At 71.8% G+C, this 17,012-nt stretch carries 10 protein-coding genes; 8 read left to right on the top strand and 2 right to left on the bottom strand.

The window, feature by feature from the left end:
* Positions 1-116 precede the first annotated feature (116 nt).
* On the top strand, positions 117-1,583 hold the full coding sequence (pyk, locus tag PSEJ35_RS0102360; RefSeq protein ID WP_028916384.1) for a pyruvate kinase: 1,467 nt from the start codon (positions 117-119) through the stop codon (positions 1,581-1,583).
* Between the two features lie 189 nt (positions 1,584-1,772).
* Positions 1,773-2,780 carry a class I fructose-bisphosphate aldolase gene (locus PSEJ35_RS0102355; protein WP_028916383.1) on the top strand — a complete coding sequence of 336 codons (1,008 nt, stop codon included), beginning with the start codon at positions 1,773-1,775 and terminating at the stop codon, positions 2,778-2,780.
* A 779-nt stretch (positions 2,781-3,559) separates the two neighbouring features.
* Here the strand turns inward: PSEJ35_RS0102355 and PSEJ35_RS0102350 are convergent.
* On the bottom strand, positions 3,560-4,441 hold the full coding sequence (locus PSEJ35_RS0102350) for a TonB family protein (protein ID WP_028916382.1): 882 nt from the start codon (positions 4,439-4,441) through the stop codon (positions 3,560-3,562).
* Positions 4,438-5,406, bottom strand: a complete 969-nt coding sequence (gene gshB / locus PSEJ35_RS0102345) for a glutathione synthase (RefSeq protein ID WP_028916381.1) — start codon at positions 5,404-5,406, stop codon at positions 4,438-4,440. Before gshB ends, PSEJ35_RS0102350 begins: the two co-directional genes overlap by 4 nt.
* Positions 5,407-5,636: 230 nt before the next feature.
* On the opposite strand from gshB, the gene pilG reads away from it, so the two are divergent.
* The 6 genes from pilG to PSEJ35_RS0102315 all read left to right on the top strand — a co-directional run bounded on the left by pilG (position 5,637) and on the right by PSEJ35_RS0102315 (position 16,985).
* Positions 5,637-6,038 carry a twitching motility response regulator PilG gene (pilG, locus tag PSEJ35_RS0102340; RefSeq protein ID WP_028916380.1) on the top strand — a complete coding sequence of 134 codons (402 nt, stop codon included), beginning with the start codon at positions 5,637-5,639 and terminating at the stop codon, positions 6,036-6,038.
* Positions 6,039-6,056: 18 nt separating this feature from the next.
* The gene (locus PSEJ35_RS0102335; protein ID WP_028916379.1) at positions 6,057-6,422 is read left to right on the top strand and encodes a response regulator; all 366 of its coding nucleotides are present in this window, start codon (positions 6,057-6,059) and stop codon (positions 6,420-6,422) included.
* Between the two features lies 1 nt (position 6,423).
* Positions 6,424-6,954: a chemotaxis protein CheW gene (locus PSEJ35_RS0102330; protein WP_024869057.1), complete on the top strand. Its 531-nt coding sequence runs from the start codon at positions 6,424-6,426 to the stop codon at positions 6,952-6,954.
* Positions 6,955-6,993: 39 nt separating this feature from the next.
* The gene (locus tag PSEJ35_RS0102325) at positions 6,994-9,027 is read left to right on the top strand and encodes a methyl-accepting chemotaxis protein (RefSeq protein WP_028916378.1); all 2,034 of its coding nucleotides are present in this window, start codon (positions 6,994-6,996) and stop codon (positions 9,025-9,027) included.
* Between the two features lie 76 nt (positions 9,028-9,103).
* Positions 9,104-15,775 carry an Hpt domain-containing protein gene (locus tag PSEJ35_RS0102320; protein ID WP_028916377.1) on the top strand — a complete coding sequence of 2,224 codons (6,672 nt, stop codon included), beginning with the start codon at positions 9,104-9,106 and terminating at the stop codon, positions 15,773-15,775.
* Entirely contained in the window at positions 15,741-16,985 is a 1,245-nt protein-coding gene (locus PSEJ35_RS0102315; RefSeq protein WP_051412436.1) for a chemotaxis protein CheB, read from the top strand. Before PSEJ35_RS0102320 ends, PSEJ35_RS0102315 begins: the two co-directional genes overlap by 35 nt.
* Positions 16,986-17,012: the final 27 nt, after the last annotated feature.

Genomic DNA, 17,012 nt, shown 5'->3' with positions numbered 1-17,012 from the left:
CGTATGTCGAAGCGGGTCCGCGATGGCCTCGGGACACCGGGATGACAGCGCTGCCTTGGGTCCCGGCGATGTGGTAGCTTCGCCTGTCTTTTCCGACCCCCGATGACGTCCCGGACATGACCGATCGCCTGCGCCGCACCAAGATCCTCGCCACCCTCGGACCGGCCACCGACGCGCCGGGCGTGCTGGAGGCGCTGTTCCGCGCCGGCGTCAACGTCGTGCGCCTGAACTTCTCCCACGGCGATCCGTCCGGCCAGGCCAGGCGCGCCGCCGAAGTGCGCATCGCCGCGCAGAAGGTCGGCGTGGAGATCGGCATCCTCGCCGACCTGCCGGGCCCGAAGATCCGCATCGAGCGCTTCGCCGAGGGCAAGGTGATGCTCAAGGCCGGCGACCGCTTCGACCTGGTCGCCTCCAACGACGCGCCTCCGGGCGACGCCAGCCAGGTCGGCGTCAGCTACCTGGGCCTGCCGGGCGACGTGAAGCCGGGCGACGTGCTGCTGCTGGACGACGGCCTGATGCAGCTGCAGGTGGCCGAGGTGCAGGGCGAGCGCATCGTCACCACGGTGCTCAACGACGGCGTGCTGTCCGACCGCAAGGGCCTGAACAAGCAGGGCGGCGGCCTGTCGCTGGGCGCGCTGACCGACCGCGACCGCGAGCTGATCGGCATCGCCGCGCGGATCGGCGTGGACTTCATCGCCGTGTCCTTCTGCCGCAATGCAGAGGACATGAACGAGGCGCGCCGCATCGCCCGCGAGCACGGCAGCGACGCGGCGCTGGTGTCGAAGATCGAGCGCGCCGAGGCGATCGAGAACCTGGTCGAGATCGTCGAGGCTTCCGACGTGGTGATGGTCGCCCGCGGCGACCTGGGCGTGGAGATCGGCGACGCCGAGCTGCCGGGCCTGCAGAAGAAGATCATCAAGGAGGCCCTGGCGCAGAACAAGGTGGTGATCACCGCCACGCAGATGCTGCAGTCGATGGTGGAAAGCCCGTTGCCGACCCGTGCCGAGGTGCTGGACGTGGCCAACGCGGTCATCGACGGCACCGACGCGGTGATGCTCTCGGCCGAGACCGCCGCCGGCGCCTATCCGGTGCGCGCGGTCGAGGCGATGGCGCGCATCTGCCTGGGCGCCGAGCGCCAGTTCCAGACCGAGACCGACTACGGCAAGGCGCAGCGCAACCTCGAGCGCGCCGACCAGGCCATCGCCATGGCCACGATGTTCCTGTCCGAGCACATCGGCGTGCGCGCGATCGTGGCGATGACCGAGTCCGGCGGCACGCCGCGCTTCCTGTCGCGCTTCCGCGCCTCGGCGCCGATCTACGCGATCAGCCGCCACGACGGCGCGCGCCGGCAGATGGCGCTGATGCGCGACGTGTTCGCGATCAATTTCGACAGCCGCGGCCTGACCCCGCGCGAGGCCGCGCGCGGCAGCATCCGCGTGCTGGTCGACGCCGGCCTGCTGGCGCCGGGCGACCGCGTGGTGTTCACCAGCGGCGAGCACATGGAAACCCACGGCGCGACCAATACGCTGCGCCTGCTCGAGGTCGGCCCTGACGGCCGCGCAAGCGGCCTGGGCGAGCTGTAGCAGCCGCCATGCACGCGGGCGGGAGCTGTACCCGCCCGGCGCCGGTGCCCGCGGCACGGCGATGACGGCGGAACGCAGGTGGCGCGGGGTGGCGGCCACCTGCGGCGAGGCCATGGTTGTCAACAGGCCTGCACGGGGGCGCCGCTTATAATTTGCGGCTGCATTCTTCCCCCCCACAGGCTTTCCCCCATGAGCATCGAGCAGCTTGCCGAAACCGCCCAGGCGATGGTCGCCCCGGGCAAGGGCATCATCGCCATCGACGAGTCGACGACCACCATCGGCAAGCGCTTCGCCGCGGTCGGCGTCGAGAACACCGAAGAGAACCGTCGCGCCTACCGCGAGCTGCTGCTCACGACGCCGAAGCTGTCCGAGCACATCTCCGGCGCGATCCTGTACGACGAGACGCTGCGCCAGTCGACGCAGGACGGGGTCCCGTTCGCCAGGTACCTGGAGGAGCACGGCATCCTCCCGGGCATCAAGGTCGACAAGGGCACGACGCCGCTGGCCGGTTACCCGGGCGAGCTGGTCACCGAGGGCCTGGACGGGCTGCGCGCGCGGCTGGAGGAGTACTACAGGCTGGGTGCGCGCTTCGCCAAGTGGCGGGCGGTGATCAACATCGGCGAGGACATCCCCACCGGCACCTGCATCGACGTCAATGCGCACGCGCTGGCGCGCTATGCGGCGCTGTGCCAGGAGCAGGGCCTGGTGCCGATGGTCGAGCCGGAGGTGCTGATGGACGGCAACCACGACATCGAGACCTGCTACGAGGTCACCGAGGCGGTGTTGCGTTCGGTGTTCGGTTCGCTGTACGACCAGAACGTGCTGCTGGAGGGCACGATCCTCAAGGCGTCGATGGTGCTGCCGGGCAAGGACTGCGAGGAGCAGGCCGATGTGCAGGAGGTGGCCGAGTCGACGCTGATGTGCCTGAAGAGCACGGTGCCGGCGATCCTGCCGGGCATCGTGTTCCTGTCCGGCGGGCAGGGCGACGAGGACGCGACGGCGCACCTGGACGCGATGAACCGGTTGGGTCCGAATCCGTGGCCGCTGAGCTTCTCCTATGGCCGGGCGATGCAGCAGGCGGCGCTGGCGCTGTGGGCGAAGGACATGGCCGGCAACTACCGCAAGGCGCAGGAAACCGTCTACGCCCGCGCCCGCGACAACGGCCTGGCCGCGCTGGGGCAGTGGAAGGGCGCTTGAGCCCCTCTGTCCCATTCTCCGTCCGGGAGAGGGGTAGGGGAGAGGGCGGCTGCCGACCGGGGTCCCGGTTACGAGGGCCATGGCCTCCTGGCCCGGACAGGGCCGAAGGCCGCATCCGCGTCGCGCCTGCTACGCCTTGAGCCCGGATGGGCTCGCTTATCCGGGCTACGCAAGCTGCTGGAGCAGCGACGGCCGCATCGGTAACAGTAACCGCAACAGCAACAGCAACAGCAACGGTGTGGGGTGTGTCTGCTCCGGAGGGAGCCGCGGCAGCGCGGGGGTATGCCGCATCGCGCGGTTCCGCGTCCTGCTCCAACGCGCGACCGCGGCACATCCATGTGCCGCTTGCGCCATACCGCCGCGCTACCGCGTCTTTCGGTGCTTTGAGGCGGTGGCTTCGCTCTTTGCACCCCTCTCCCGGTGGGAGTGGGGTTGGCGCGCGGCGCTTCTTGTAGAGCGGGGCTTGCCCCGCTGCTCTTTCACGTGGAGGGACATCCGGCGTGGGAGTCGGGCAAGCCCGACTCTACGGGTCTTCGCCGCGCTGGCGCCCATCGCGCCGCCGCCGATGGGAACTCCGGGGCGAGCCACCGGGGACGTCGCCCCGAGGACGGCTGGCGCGGCCAATCCCGCCGCCCGGACAGGCCGCAGGCCGCATCCGGGTGCGCTGCGTATCCGTTCGTCCCGGATGCGCTTGGCTTGTCCGGGCTATGCGTGCCGGGCGGTTCCGGCGTGGGAGCCGGCAAGCCCGACCCGGCCGGTGGGGCTGCCATCGCCGCCGCTCACTCCGTCCGCAGCGCTCCGCCCGGCACGAACACCCAGGTGCGGGTCACGTGCAGGATGTCCACGCCGTCCTTCGCGTCCGGCAGGGGCGGGAAGGGTTCGGCCAGGCGGACCATGTGCAGCACGGCGTCGTCCAGCAGCGGGGTGCCGCTGGAGCGCAGGACGCGGGTGCTTTCGACGGTGCCGTCGCGGCGCACGCCGACGCTGACCACGACCTGGCCGCCGAGGCGCTTGCGCCGCGCCTCGTCCGGGTAGTTGAGGTTGCCGACCAGCTCGGCGCGGTCCACCCAGGCGCGCAGGTAGTTGGCGTAGGCGTATTCGCGGGTGCTGGCGGAGACGAACTTGCGGGTCGGGCGCTTGGCGTACAGCTCCGAGCGCAGGTAGACCTCGGCGGCCAGGCGCGCCATCTCGGCGTCGCGCGCGGACTTGGCCGGGCTCACCGGCGGCAGCTCGGCGGGGAGCTCGGGGGCGTCGGGCTGGGCGGTGGGGACCGGGTGCTCGCCACGGCGGCTTGCGACGACGCGGGCCTGTTCCGGCGGCGCCTGCACCGGCGGGCGGGCGCGTTCGGGCAGCGCCGCGTCGCCGGGTTCGGCGCGCGGCACGGCGCCGGCCTGCAGGTCGCGCGGGCGCTGCGCCTGGTCGTGCTCGCCGCCGCCGCGGTTGTTGGCCTGGGCGAGGAAGTCGGCCTGCTCGGGCGTCAGCGGGGTTTCCGTGCGGCTGAAGATCACGTCCAGGGTCGGCACCAGCGGCGCTTCGCCCTTGAGCACGAAGCCCAGGCCCAGGATCAGGATCCCGTGCACCAGCACCGAGAGGACGACGGTGGCGTTGAGCCGCTGCTGCGGCCCGATCGGCGGGCGCGGGGCGACGGCCGCCGCGTTCATGCCTGGCGGGCGCCCGGTGGGCCGGCCTCGATCGCGTCGAACAGCAGGCCGGCGATGTTCAGCCCGAACTGCGCGTCCAGCTCGCGCACGCAGGTGGGGCTGGTGACGTTGACCTCGGTCAGGTAATCCCCGATGACGTCCAGGCCGACGAAGCGCATGCCGCGGCGGCGCATTTCCGGGCCGACCTGGGCGGCGATCCAGCGGTCGCGCTCGCCCAGCGGGCGGCCTTCGCCCCGGCCACCGGCGGCGAGGTTGCCGCGGAACTCGTCCCCCTGCGGGATCCGCGCCAGGCAGTAGTCCACCGGTTCGCCGTCGATCAGCAGGATGCGCTTGTCGCCAGCGGTGATCTCGGGGATGTAGCGCTGGGCCAGGGCCAGCTTGCGGCCGCCCTCGGTCAGCGTCTCCAGGATCACGTTGAGGTTGGGGTCGCCGGCGTGGCTGAGGAAGATCGAGCGCCCGCCCATGCCGTCCAGCGGCTTGAGCACCACCTTGCCGTGCTCGTTGGCGAAGGCCTTCAGCTCGGCCGCGTCGCGGCTGATCCGGGTCGGCGGGCAGCACTGCGGGAACAGCATCGCCGCCAGCTTCTCGTTGAAGTCGCGCAGGCCCTGCGGGTCGTTCACCACCTCGGCGCCGGCGGCCCTGGCGATGTCCAGGATGTGGGTGTCGTACAGGTACTCGCCGTCGAACGGCGGGTCCTTGCGCATCAGCACCACCTGCCCGGGGCCGAACGGCAGCTCGCCGAACCCGCCCAGCTCGTACCAGCCGGCCTTGTCGTCGCGGACCTTCAGCGGGGCGGCCCAGGCCAGGGCCCGGCCGTCGCGCAGCGACAGCCCGCCGGGGCGCACGTAGTGCAGGCGGTGGCCGCGCCGCTGGGCCTCCAGCAGCATGGCGAAGGTGGTGTCCTTGGCGATCTTGATCGACCCGATCGGGTCCATCACCACGATCACGTCCAGGGGGGCTGCCATGCGGTCGGCGGGAAACGCTGGGGTGGGCCGGGCATGTTAGCCGATCCGGCCCCGGGGCCCGGCGGGGCGGAAATGTGAACTGCGCCACAGAATCGCGGGAGGCCCCTCCCGCGCCGGGGGCGGCGATCCCAGTGCGGAGAAGCCGGGCTTGACAGCCCTTTGCCGGACTGGGATATAGACACCTTCGCAGTGGCGCCACCAGAAGCGCCGCGCGCATGGGGAAGTAGGTAATGACTGACAACACGGCCCCTGGCGGGGCATTGGGCGGCTTGCGGGTCATGGTGATCGATGACTCCAAGACCATCCGGCGGACGGCTGAGACGCTGCTCAAGCGCGAAGGCTGCGAGGTGGTCACCGCCAGCGACGGTTTCGAGGCCCTGGCAAAGATCGCCGACCAGCAGCCGCAGATCATCTTCGTCGACATCATGATGCCGCGGCTCGACGGGTATCAGACCTGCGCGCTGATCAAGGGCAACCAGAAGTTCAAGTCGACGCCAGTGATCATGCTGTCCTCCAAGGACGGCCTTTTCGACAAGGCGCGCGGCCGGATCGTCGGCTCCGAGCAGTACCTCACCAAGCCATTCACACGTGAAGAGCTGCTGGGCGCGATCCGAACGTACGTCAACGCCTGACCGGGGGGCAGGCACAACATGGCTCGAATTCTGCTGATCGAGGACTCGCCGACCGACAGGGCGGTCTTCACCCAGTGGCTGCAGCGCGGTGGGCACCAGGTGCTCCTCGCCACCAACGCCGAGGACGGGCTGGAACTGGCGCGCAAGCAGCTGCCGGACCTGATCCTGATGGACGTGGTCCTGCCTGGCATGAACGGGTTCCAGGCCACGCGCGCGCTGACCCGGGACGACGCGACCAGCAAGATCCCGGTGCTGATCGTCAGCACCAAGAGCATGGAAACCGACCGGGCCTGGGGCATGCGCCAGGGCGCGGTCGACTACGTGGTCAAGCCGCCGCGCGAGGAAGACCTCCTCGAGCGCATCAAACAGCTGGTAGCCGCCTGACATGCGTACCCCGTTCGACATCCTCGCCGACTACGAATCGCGCAGCCTGGCCCATGCGGTGCAGCTGCCCTCGCGCGAGCTCGGGCCGGAGACGTGGCGCGGCGTGGGCTACCGCATCGGCGACCACCGCCTGGTCTCGCAGTTCGGCGAGGTGGTCGAAATCCTGTCGATGCCGCCGGTGACCCCCGTCCCCGGCGCGCAGCCGTGGCTGCTGGGCATCGGCAACCTGCGCGGCAACCTGTTCCCGGTGGTCGACCTGAAGCTGTTCCTGGAGGGCGAGCGCACCGTGCTGCACGAGGGCCAGCGCGTGCTGGTCATGCGCCAGCAGGGTGGCGACGTGGCGCTGACCATCGACGAGCTCTACGGCCAGCGCAGCTTCGGCGAGGAGCAGGCGATCGACCCGGCGCCGCTGGCGCAGGGCCGCTACGCGCACTTCATCGAACGTGCCTTCCACAGCGACGACGCCGACTGGGGCGTGTTCTCGCTGTCACGCCTGGCACGCACCCCCGAATTCCGCCACGCCGCCGCGTAAGCGCAGCGGCCGGCTTTACCGCATCGAGGTCGAGCAAGCATGAGCACCACTCCGGACTCCTCCAAGGCCAGCCGCACGGGTGGCAGCACCGGCTTCTGGCTGGTGCTGCTCATCCTCTCGGTCATCGTCCTCGGCCTGAACACCGGCGTGAGCCTCTGGCAGGGCAACCGCCTGGCCGGCGCCAGCACCGGCGCCGCCGACCTGCAGGTGCTGTCGCAGCAGCTGGCCAACCAGGGTCGCGACGCGGTGGGCGGCAACGCCGAGGCGTTCAAGGATTTCCGCCAGACCAAGACCCGCGTCGAGACCACGGTGCAGGAGTTGCAGTCGCGCTTCGGCGCCGAGCCGGGCGTGTCCGGGCAGCTGGCCGACCTGGTCAAGGTGTGGCGCCCGCTGGGCGAGAACGCCGACCAGATCGTCGCCTCCGAACCGGCGGTGCTGGCGCTGGCCGGCAACGCCGACCGCTTCACCGGCCGCGTCCCGCAGCTGCAGGCGCAGCTGAACGAAGTGGTCCGCGCGATGACCGCCGGCGGCGCGCCCGCCTCGCAGGTGTTCAGCGCGCTGCAGCAGGTCGTGGTCGCGGGCACCATGGCCCGCCGCGTGACCGAAATCCGCGCCGGTGGTCCCGGCGCCTCCTCCGCGGGCGACGCGCTGGCGCGCGACGCGGTGGTATTCGGCCAGGTGCTCGAAGGCCTGACCAAGGGCAACGAGGAACTGGGCGTGGCCCCGGTCCGCAACGCCGCCGCGCTGGCCGCGCTGGAGCAGTCGCAGAAGCTGTGGGCCGAGATGCGCACCGACCTGGACGCGATCCTGGCGAGCTCACGCAACCTGTTCGCCGCGCAGGCCGCGGCCTCCAGCCTGGTGGCCGGTTCGGGCGGGATGCTGGATTCGAGCAAGAAGCTGTTCGACGCGTTCGCGGCGTTCGGTTCGGTGCGCGACACCCGCATCTTCCCGAACTTCTGGATCGGCGCCGGCTCCGGCTTCATCGCCCTGCTGTCGCTGACCCTCTACATCGTCGCCACCGTGCGCAGCCGCCAGCGCGAACAGGAACAGCGCTACCAGGCGCAGGTGGAATTCAACAGCCGCAACCAGCAGGCGATCATGCGGCTGCTGGACGAAATCAGCTCGCTGGGTGAAGGCGACCTGACGGTGAAGGCGTCGGTGACCGAGGACATGACCGGCGCGATCGCGGACGCCATCAACTACGCCGTGGACGAGCTGCGCCACCTGGTGACCACGATCACCGAGACCTCGGTGCAGGTCGCGGCCTCGTCGCAGGAGACCCAGGCCACCGCGCTGCAGCTGGCCGAGGCGTCCAACCACCAGGCCGAGCAGATCAACGCCGCCTCCGAGCGGATCAACGAAATCGCGGCGAGCATCGAACAGGTGTCGCGCAACTCCACCGAATCGGCGGAAGTGGCGCAGCGCTCGGTGGTCATCGCGGCCGAGGGTGCCGGCGTGGTGCGCGAGACCATCCAGGGCATGGACCAGATCCGCGACCAGATCCAGGAGACCTCCAAGCGCATCAAGCGCCTGGGCGAATCGTCCCAGGAGATCGGCTCGATCGTGGAACTGATCAACGACATTTCCGAACAGACCAACATCCTGGCGCTCAACGCGGCCGTGCAGGCCGCGGCGGCGGGCGAGACGGGCCGCGGCTTCGCGGTGGTGGCGGACGAAGTGCAGCGACTGGCGGAACGCACCTCCAACGCGACCAAGCGAATCGAAGGCCTGGTCCAGGCGATCCAGGCCGACACCAACGAGGCGGTCAGCTCGATGGAGCAGACCACCGCCGAGGTGGTGTCCGGTGCCCGCCTGGCCGAGGACGCCGGTACCGCGCTGACCGAGATCGAGCGCGTGTCGAACGACCTCAACGAACTCATCAAGAACATCTCCGTCGCGGCGCAGCAGCAGGCAGGCGCCGCCGCCGACATCACCAAGACGATGGAAGTGGTGCGGCAGATCTCCGGCCAGACCTCGCGGGGCGCGGGTCAGACGGCGGATTCGATCGGACACCTGGCTCAGCTGGCGGCGGACCTGCGTCGCTCGGTGGCCGACTTCAAGCTGCCGGCCTGATTGGCGCGCGACGGGGGAAAGAGCCAATGACGGGTCGTAACATGCGCACGCAGGGATGCCGCCCGGAGGAACGCCGATGAGCGCCCTTCGCGATGCGATGAGCCATGCCGTGCTGGGCTGGGTGAAGCCCGAGCTCGACGAGACGCTGCGCCAGGCGCGCAACGAGATCGAGGCGTTCGTCGAGGATCCGGCCGATACCAGCCGGATGCGTTTCTGTGCCGGTTACCTGCACCAGGTGCAGGGCACGCTGCGCATGGTCGAGCTGTACGCCCCGGCGATGGTGGCCGAGGAACTGGAGCTGCTGGCCCAGGCGGTGCAGCAGGGCGCGGCCAACGACCGCGACGAGGCCTGCGCCACGCTGATGCGCGGCACCGTGCTGCTGCCCGACTACCTGGAGCGCCTGCAGAACGGCCACCGCGACATCCCGATCGTGCTGCTGCCGCTGCTCAACGACATCCGCGCCGCGCGCGGGGCCGCCGGCCTCAACGAGAGCGTGCTGTTCGCGCCCGACCTGACCCGGCCGCTGCCGGAGCAGGTGCCGCAGGCTTCGCAGCTGCCGTGGATCCAGCGCCAGGACAAGGTCGCCGCCGCGCAGGCCCGCTTCGAGCAGGCGCTCGCGGCCTGGCCGGAGCAGGGCGGTCCCGCCGATCCGGCGGCGCTGGCCCAGGCCGCCGGCGAGCTGCTGGAGAACGCCCGCCACGACACCACCCGGCGCATGCTGTGGGTGGTGTCCTCGACCGCCGACGCGCTGCGCGACGGCGCGCTGCCGTCGTCCGACGCGCTGCGCTCGGCCTTCGCCGGCGTCGCCCGCGCGCTGCGCCAGGCCTACGAGGACGAATCCGCGCTGACCGCGTCGCAGGGCGCGGCCAGCCAGGAACCGACCCGCCAGCTGCTGTACGTGGTCGCGCAGGCGCGCGCCACGCACCCGGCGCTGGACGCGCTGCGCCAGGCCTTCGACCTGGACGCGCTGGCCCCGACCGAAGCCGAACTCGATCACGCCCGCGGCAGCCTCTCCGGCCGCAACCGCGAGCTGCTGAACACCGTCGGCACCGTGGTCAAGGAAGAGCTGCTGCGGGTGAAGGACGCGCTCGACCTGCACTTGCGCACCGGCGGCGATCCGGGCGCGCTGCAGCCGCAGGTCGGCGACCTGGCCAACGTTGCCGACACCCTCGGCATGCTCGGCCTGGGCGTGGCCCGCGACGTCGTGCTGCAGCAGCGCGACACGCTCGATGCCATCGTCCGCGGCGAACAGCCGGCGAGCGAAAGCGCGCTGCTGGACATCGCCGGCGCACTGCTCTACGTCGACGCTTCGCTGGACGACCAGGTCTCGCGCCTGGGCGCGCCGGGCGAGGACTCGCGCGAGGATGCCTCGGCCGCCGCCGAGACGTTGCGCACCCTCGAGGTGCTGGCGCAGGAGGCGATCGCCAACTTCGCCGCCGCCCGCGAACACTTCGTCGCCTTCATCGAGACCAACTGGGAGCACGAGCGCCTGGCCGACGTGCCGCGCCTGCTGTCCGAAGTCTCCGGTGCGCTGCGCATCCTCGACCTGCCGCAGCCGGCCGACTACCTGGAAGGCGTGCGCCGCTACATCGGCACCGAGCTGCTGCTGCGCCACCGTGTGCCCAGCGGCCGCCAGCTCGACACCCTGGCCGATGCCATGGCCAGCCTCGAGTACTACCTCGAAGCGCTGCGCGACCGTCGCCCGAACCGCGACGAGATCCTCGAGATCGCGCGCAGCAGCCTGGAAAGCCTGCATTACTGGCCGCTGCCGGACGAGCCCGGGCCGGTCGCGCCGGTGGTCGAACCGGCCGCCGTGGTCGCGGTGCCCGCCGCAACGGCACCCGAGCCGGTCGCGCCGGCCGCTGCGTCTCCGTGGGATCCGGTCGCCGCCGAGGCGGCCAGCCTCGCTCCGCAGCCGGAAGCGCTGGAGCTGCCGCCGCTGCAGGTGGACCTGCCGGCGGTGGAGCCGGCTGCCGTGCAGGCGCCGGATGCCGGCGCGGTCGCGGCGCAATGGACCAGTTTCGATCCTGTTGCCGCCGAGGCCGGCGACGCGCCGGCCTCCGCCGATGCGGCGCCGCAGGCGCCGGCCGCGGAGGAGAAGCCCTCCTGGCTCAACGTGAGCATGAAGGTCGAGCCGGAAGTGCACCTGGGCCAGGTGTTCGAGGCCAGCAACAGCCGCCTCGAAGTGGATGGCGATTCGACCACGCTGATCGCCGAGATCACCACGGCCGCGGCCCACCTGGACGCGCCGCTGCCGGCGGGCCCGGCCACCGCGGAACCGGCGGTCGCGGAAGTCGCGCCGGCTGCGGCCGCCGGAATCCCGGCCGCGCCGGTCGCGCCCACGGGCGCGACGCTCGGCGGCTTCGACGAAGCCGAGGACATCGACGCCGACATCCGCGAGGTGTTCCTCGAGGAGTTCGAGGAAGAGCGCGGCAACCTGGCGCGGATGGTCCCGGAGTGGCTGCAGGCGACCGACGACCTGGAACGCCTGCGTCCGATCCGCCGCGTGTTCCACACCCTCAAGGGCAGCGGCCGCCTGGTCGGCGCGCGCGCCCTGGGCGAGTTCAGCTGGAAGATCGAGGGCATGCTCAACCGCGTGCTCGACGGCACCCGTCCGCCGAGCCCGGCGGTGCAGGCGATGGTGCAGCTGGCCTGCGGCACGCTGCCGCAGTTCGACGCCGCGCTGCGCGGCGTGGCCAGCGTCCAGGCCGACATCCACGCCATCGAGGCGGTGGCCGAGCGCATCGCCGCCGGCGAGGAAGCCTTCTACTCGGCGCCGGCCGCGGCCGCGCCGGTGGCCGCCGAGGCGGCCGCCGAAGCCGCGCCGGCCGCTGTGGCCAGCGAACAGGTGCACGAGGGCACGCCGGCGTCGGTCGACAGCGTCCTGCGCGAGATCCTCGAGGCCGAGGTCGCCCAGCACCTGGAAACCGTCGACGCGTGGCTGGCGGAAGCTCGCCCGGCCCCGGTCGCGGCCACCGACGCGCTGCTGCGCGCGATCCACACCATGAACGGCGCGTTCGCGATGACCGACGTGCCGGAGATCACCACGGTCACCGACCCGGCCGAAACCTTCGTCAAGCGTTCGCTGGCCGCCACAGCCGTGCCGTCGGCCGACGCGGTCGACGCGCTGGCCTCGATGGCCGCCGCGATCCGCACCTGCGTCGCCGCGCTGCAGGCCGAGTCGCCGCGCATCCCCAGCTTCGCCGTGCTGTCGGCGCGCCTGCGCACCCTGGCCGACTCGCTGCCCGAGGCGCGCTGGCCGCAGGTGGCCGACGTCGAGGCGCCGATGGAAGAGCCGGTGGCGGTGGCCGACGACCTCACCGCGGTCGACGACCTGAGCACCTACTTCGATCCGGCCCAGCTGGACGAGGTTGCCGCCGTGCTGCCGGGCGCGCCGCTGGCGACTGCCGATGCCGATACCACCATGCCGGTCGAAGAGGCCAGCGCGATGGCTTTCGACCTGGCCTCCGTGGCGGAAGATGCCGACACCGCAACGCCGGTCGAGGCATTCGAGCCGGCGCTGGCGGATATCGACCTGGCCGGCATCGAGACCGCCTTGGCGTCCAGCGATGAAACCGGGGCGGTCGAAGCCGCCGGCGTCGACACCGTCGAGGTCGCGCAGGACGCCGCGGCCGAAGCGACCGGCGTGGAGGCGGCCGAGGCCGGCTCCATCGAGTTCGAATCCATCACCTGGGAAGCCGGGCCGGTCGCCGCCGTGGCGGACGAAACCCCGGCGCCGGAGTACGTCGCCGCGGAAACGCTGGCGGAGCCGGAAGAGGTCCAGGCCGAAGCCGTTGCCGACGCAGGCCTGGTGGCCGTCGACGCGACGCAGGACATGGCGGAGGAGCTTGCCGCCGGCTTCGAGGACGAAGCCGAGGCCGCCGCCGTCGAGCCCGAAGCCGTCGAAGCCGCTGCGGCCGCCGAAGCGGTCGAGGTTGCCGGCCTGGAAACCGGCTTCGTCGAGCTCGAAGCCGCCGAGGTGGTGGCGACCGGCGCGGTCGAAGCCGCCGAGGCTGTCGAAGGCACCGGAGCCGCCGACGCCATCGAAGCGGTCGAGGCCGTGGAGGCCGTCGAACCCGCGGAGGCCGTCGAAGCCGTCGAAGCGCAGCCCGAAGCCGCAGGCCCGGGCGAGGCCGCCGAACCCGTCGTTGCCGACGAGGTGCTGGCCGAGGCGCCCGCGGCCGAGGCATCCGCCCCGGTTCCGGAAAGCGTCGAGGCCGCAACGCCGGCCGAAGCGCCTGCGCCCGCCGTCGAACTGCCGGCCCTGGGCGAACCGGTACCGGTGGAGGCGCCGCTCGCGATGGAGGACGGGGTCGACGCCGACGCGCCGATGCTCGACTTCAACGAGCTGGACCGCGACCTCGTCGACATCTTCGTCGAGGAGGGCGTGGACCTGCTCGACCACATCGATGGCCTGATCCAGGAGCTGCGCGCCGACACCGGCGCCCGCGAGACGATCATCAGCCTGCAGCGCGACCTGCACACGCTGAAGGGTGGCGCGCGCATGGCCGGCATCACCACCATCGGCGACCTCGGCCACATCATCGAATCGCTGCTGGAAGCGGCCGCCGAGCACCGCACCGAGCTGGGCCGCGGCGACATCCAGCTGCTGGAGCGCGGCTTCGACATGCTGCACCGCCTGCTGCAGCAGACCCGTGCGCACCGCGCGACGAAGATGCCGCAGGCGCTGATCGACCAGTTCGAAGCGCGCCTGCGCGGCGAACCGCTGCCGGCTTCGGTGCCGGCAGCGGCCCCCGCGCCGGCCCCGGCCGCGCCCCAGTCCGCCACCCCGGTGGCCGGGGCCGAGGCTGCGGAGGCGAAGCCATCGCCGGTCGTGCCGTTCCCGGTGCGTCAGCCGGCCGCGCAGAAGCCGCTGTCGGCGCCGCTGGAGGACGACCGCCAGCACGCCGCGACCGAGGAAGGCCTGGCCCGCGCGCCGCAGGAACAGGTGCGCGTGCGCGCCGACCTGCTCGACAACCTGGTCAACCACGCCGGCGAAGTGGCGATCTACCGCTCGCGCCTGGAGCAGCAGCTGGGCGCGTTCCGCGCGGCGATGGCCGAGCTGGACCGCACCAACGCCCGTCTGCGCGACCAGCTGCGCCGCCTGGACCTGGAAACCGAGGCGCAGATCGTCGCCCGCTACCAGCGCGAACAGGACAGCGCCGACCCGACCTTCGACCCGCTGGAGCTGGACCGCTTCTCCACGCTGCAGCAGCTCAGCCGCGCGCTGAACGAATCGGCGGCCGACTTGACCGGCCTGCAGGGCGTGCTCGACGACCTGGCCCGCCAGTACGACGTGCTGCTGCAGCAGCAGTCGCGCGTCAGCTCGGAGCTGCAGGACGGCCTGATGAGCGCGCGCATGGTGCCGTTCGACAGTATCGTGCCGCGCCTGCGCCGCGTGGTCCGCCAGTCCGCGCACGACACCGGCAAGCAGGTGCAGCTGCGCCTGGACGGCACCCACGGCGAACTCGACCGCAACGTGCTCGACCGCATGGTCGCGCCGCTGGAGCACATGCTGCGCAACTCGGTCGCGCATGGCCTGGAAACCCCGGCCGACCGCCGCGCCGCGGGCAAGGACGAGGAAGGCACGATCACCATCGCCCTGCGCCACGAGGGTTCGGAAATCGTGCTGCAGGTGTCGGATGACGGCCGCGGCCTGGACCGCGCCGCGATCCGTCGCCGTGCCGAACAGCGCGGCCTGATCCGGCCGGGCGCCGAGCTGACCGACGCCGAGCTGGACTCGGTGATCTTCGAGTCCGGCTTCACCACCGTCGAGAAGGCCAGCCAGCTGGCCGGCCGCGGCGTGGGTATGGACGTGGTCCGCAACGAAGTGCGCCAGCTGGGTGGTTCGGTCGACATCCGTTCGACCACCGGCCAGGGCGTCACGTTCACCCTGCGCCTGCCGCAGACGCTGGCGGTCACCCAGGCGGTGTTCGTGCAGATCGGCGACACCACCTACGCGGTACCGGTGGCCTCGGTCTCCGGTATCGGCCGCATCTCGCGCGAGCGCTTCGAGGCCGGCACCGGCGGCTACCGCTATGCCGGCGAGGAGTACGCGCTGCATGACCTCGGCCTGCTCGTCGGCCAGGGTCCGGCCAAGGCCGAAGGCCAGCCGCAGGTCCCGCTGCTGCTGGTCCGCGCCGGCGACCTGCGCGCGGCCGTGGCGATCGACCAGGTGATCGGCAACCGCGAAATCGTGGTCAAGCCGGTCGGCCTGCAGATCTCCTCGGTGCCGGGCATCTACGGTGCGACGATCACCGGCGACGGCCGCGTGGTCGTCATCCTCGACGTCGCCCCGCTGGTGCGTCGCCACCTGGCGCAGCCGGAGCGTCCGGCCGCCCAGGTCGACACGCAGCAGCAGCGCCACGTGCCGCTGGTGATGGTGGTCGACGACTCGCTGACCATGCGCAAGGTCACCGGACGCGTGCTGGAACGCCACAACTTCGAGGTGGTCACCGCGCGCGACGGCATCGAGGCGCTGGAACGGCTCGAGGAGCGCGTGCCCGACCTGATGCTGCTGGACATCGAGATGCCGCGCATGGACGGCTACGAGCTGGCCACCGCCATGCGCGCCGATACCCGCTTCCGCGACGTGCCGATCGTGATGATCACGTCGCGTACCGGCGAGAAGCACCGCCAGCGCGCCTTCGAGATCGGCGTGCAGCGGTACCTGGGCAAGCCGTACCAGGAGCTGGACCTGATGCGTAACGTGTATGACCTGCTGGGGATCGCCCGTGCACGTGGCTGACGAGCGCAAGGCGGTTGCCCTGCTGGCGCGCGCGGGCCAGGCCCGCGACCGCCTGCGCGAGGCGCTGGACGCGGCCGGCGCGCGGGTGGTGCTGGAAGAAGACCCGACCGTGCTCGACGCGGCCACCTTCGCCGCGGCCGCGCCGCAGGCGGCGCTGGTGGCGCTGGAGCCGGCGGTGGAAGACGCGCTGGTCGCCCTCGAGCCGGCGCTGGAAGCCCCGGGCCTGCTGGTGATCTTCGACGAAGCCGACCTGGCCGCGTGTCGCGACGGCTGGGAAGCGCAGCGCTGGATCCGCCACCTGGCGGCCAAGCTGCACGGGCACGACGACGTGCTGCCGCCGGGCCCGGAGCAGGATTTCGTGATCGACCTGCAGCCGGGCCATCCGGTGACGCCGGCGCAGCTGCACGCGGACGATCCGTTCGAGGCCTACCTGGCCGAGGCGACCGCGCGTGCCGGCGGCCTGCCGCAGGACCGGCCCGGCGAAACGCCGGCGGTGGCCGAGCCTTCGTTCGCCTACGAGCTGCCGGTGGAGGACGCGCCCAGGCCGCCGCCGCTGCCGCCGGCGCATGCGTGGACGCTGGCCGACGATCCGGTGGTGGCTGAGAGCAGGCCACGCGCCGAGGCCGTGTCGCCGCCGATCGATTTCTCCGGGCTCGAGCTGGCGCCGCTGGAACCGGAAACCCCGGCGGCGACGGTGCCGGGCGCGGTGCTGGTCGTGGCCGGCATCGGCGGGCCGGACGCGGTGCGCCGGCTGCTGACTGCGCTGCCGCAGGAGTTCAGCCGCCCGCTGCTGGTGCAGTTGCGCCTGGATGGCGGCCGCTACGACAACCTGGTCAAGCAGCTGGGGCGCGTGTCGCAGCTGCCGGTGGCCATGGCGATGCCTGGCGACGCGGTCGCCGCGGCGACGGTGTACGTGCTGCCCGACGGCGTCGGCATCGAGGCGCGCGACGGCGGCCTGGCCTTCGTCGACGGCGGTGGCGATCCGCTCGAGGTGCTGCCGCCGGCGGAAAGCGCGGTGATCGTGCTCAGCGGCGCCGAAACCGGGCGGGTCGAACTGATGCTGGGCCTGGCCAGCCGCGGCGGGCATGTGGCCGGCCAGGCGCTGGAGGGATGCTACGACGCGACGGCGGTGAAGCTGCTGGCCGCCGCGGGCATCGAACTCGGAACGCCGGCGCAGCTGGCCGAGCAGCTGGCCGCGCGCTGGAACTGACCGGCGCGCGCCTTTCAAGGAACACGG

Source organism: Pseudoxanthomonas sp. J35, assembly GCF_000513995.1.
Lineage (GTDB): Bacteria > Pseudomonadota > Gammaproteobacteria > Xanthomonadales > Xanthomonadaceae > Pseudoxanthomonas.
This window is presented reverse-complemented; position numbering and strand designations above follow the sequence as displayed.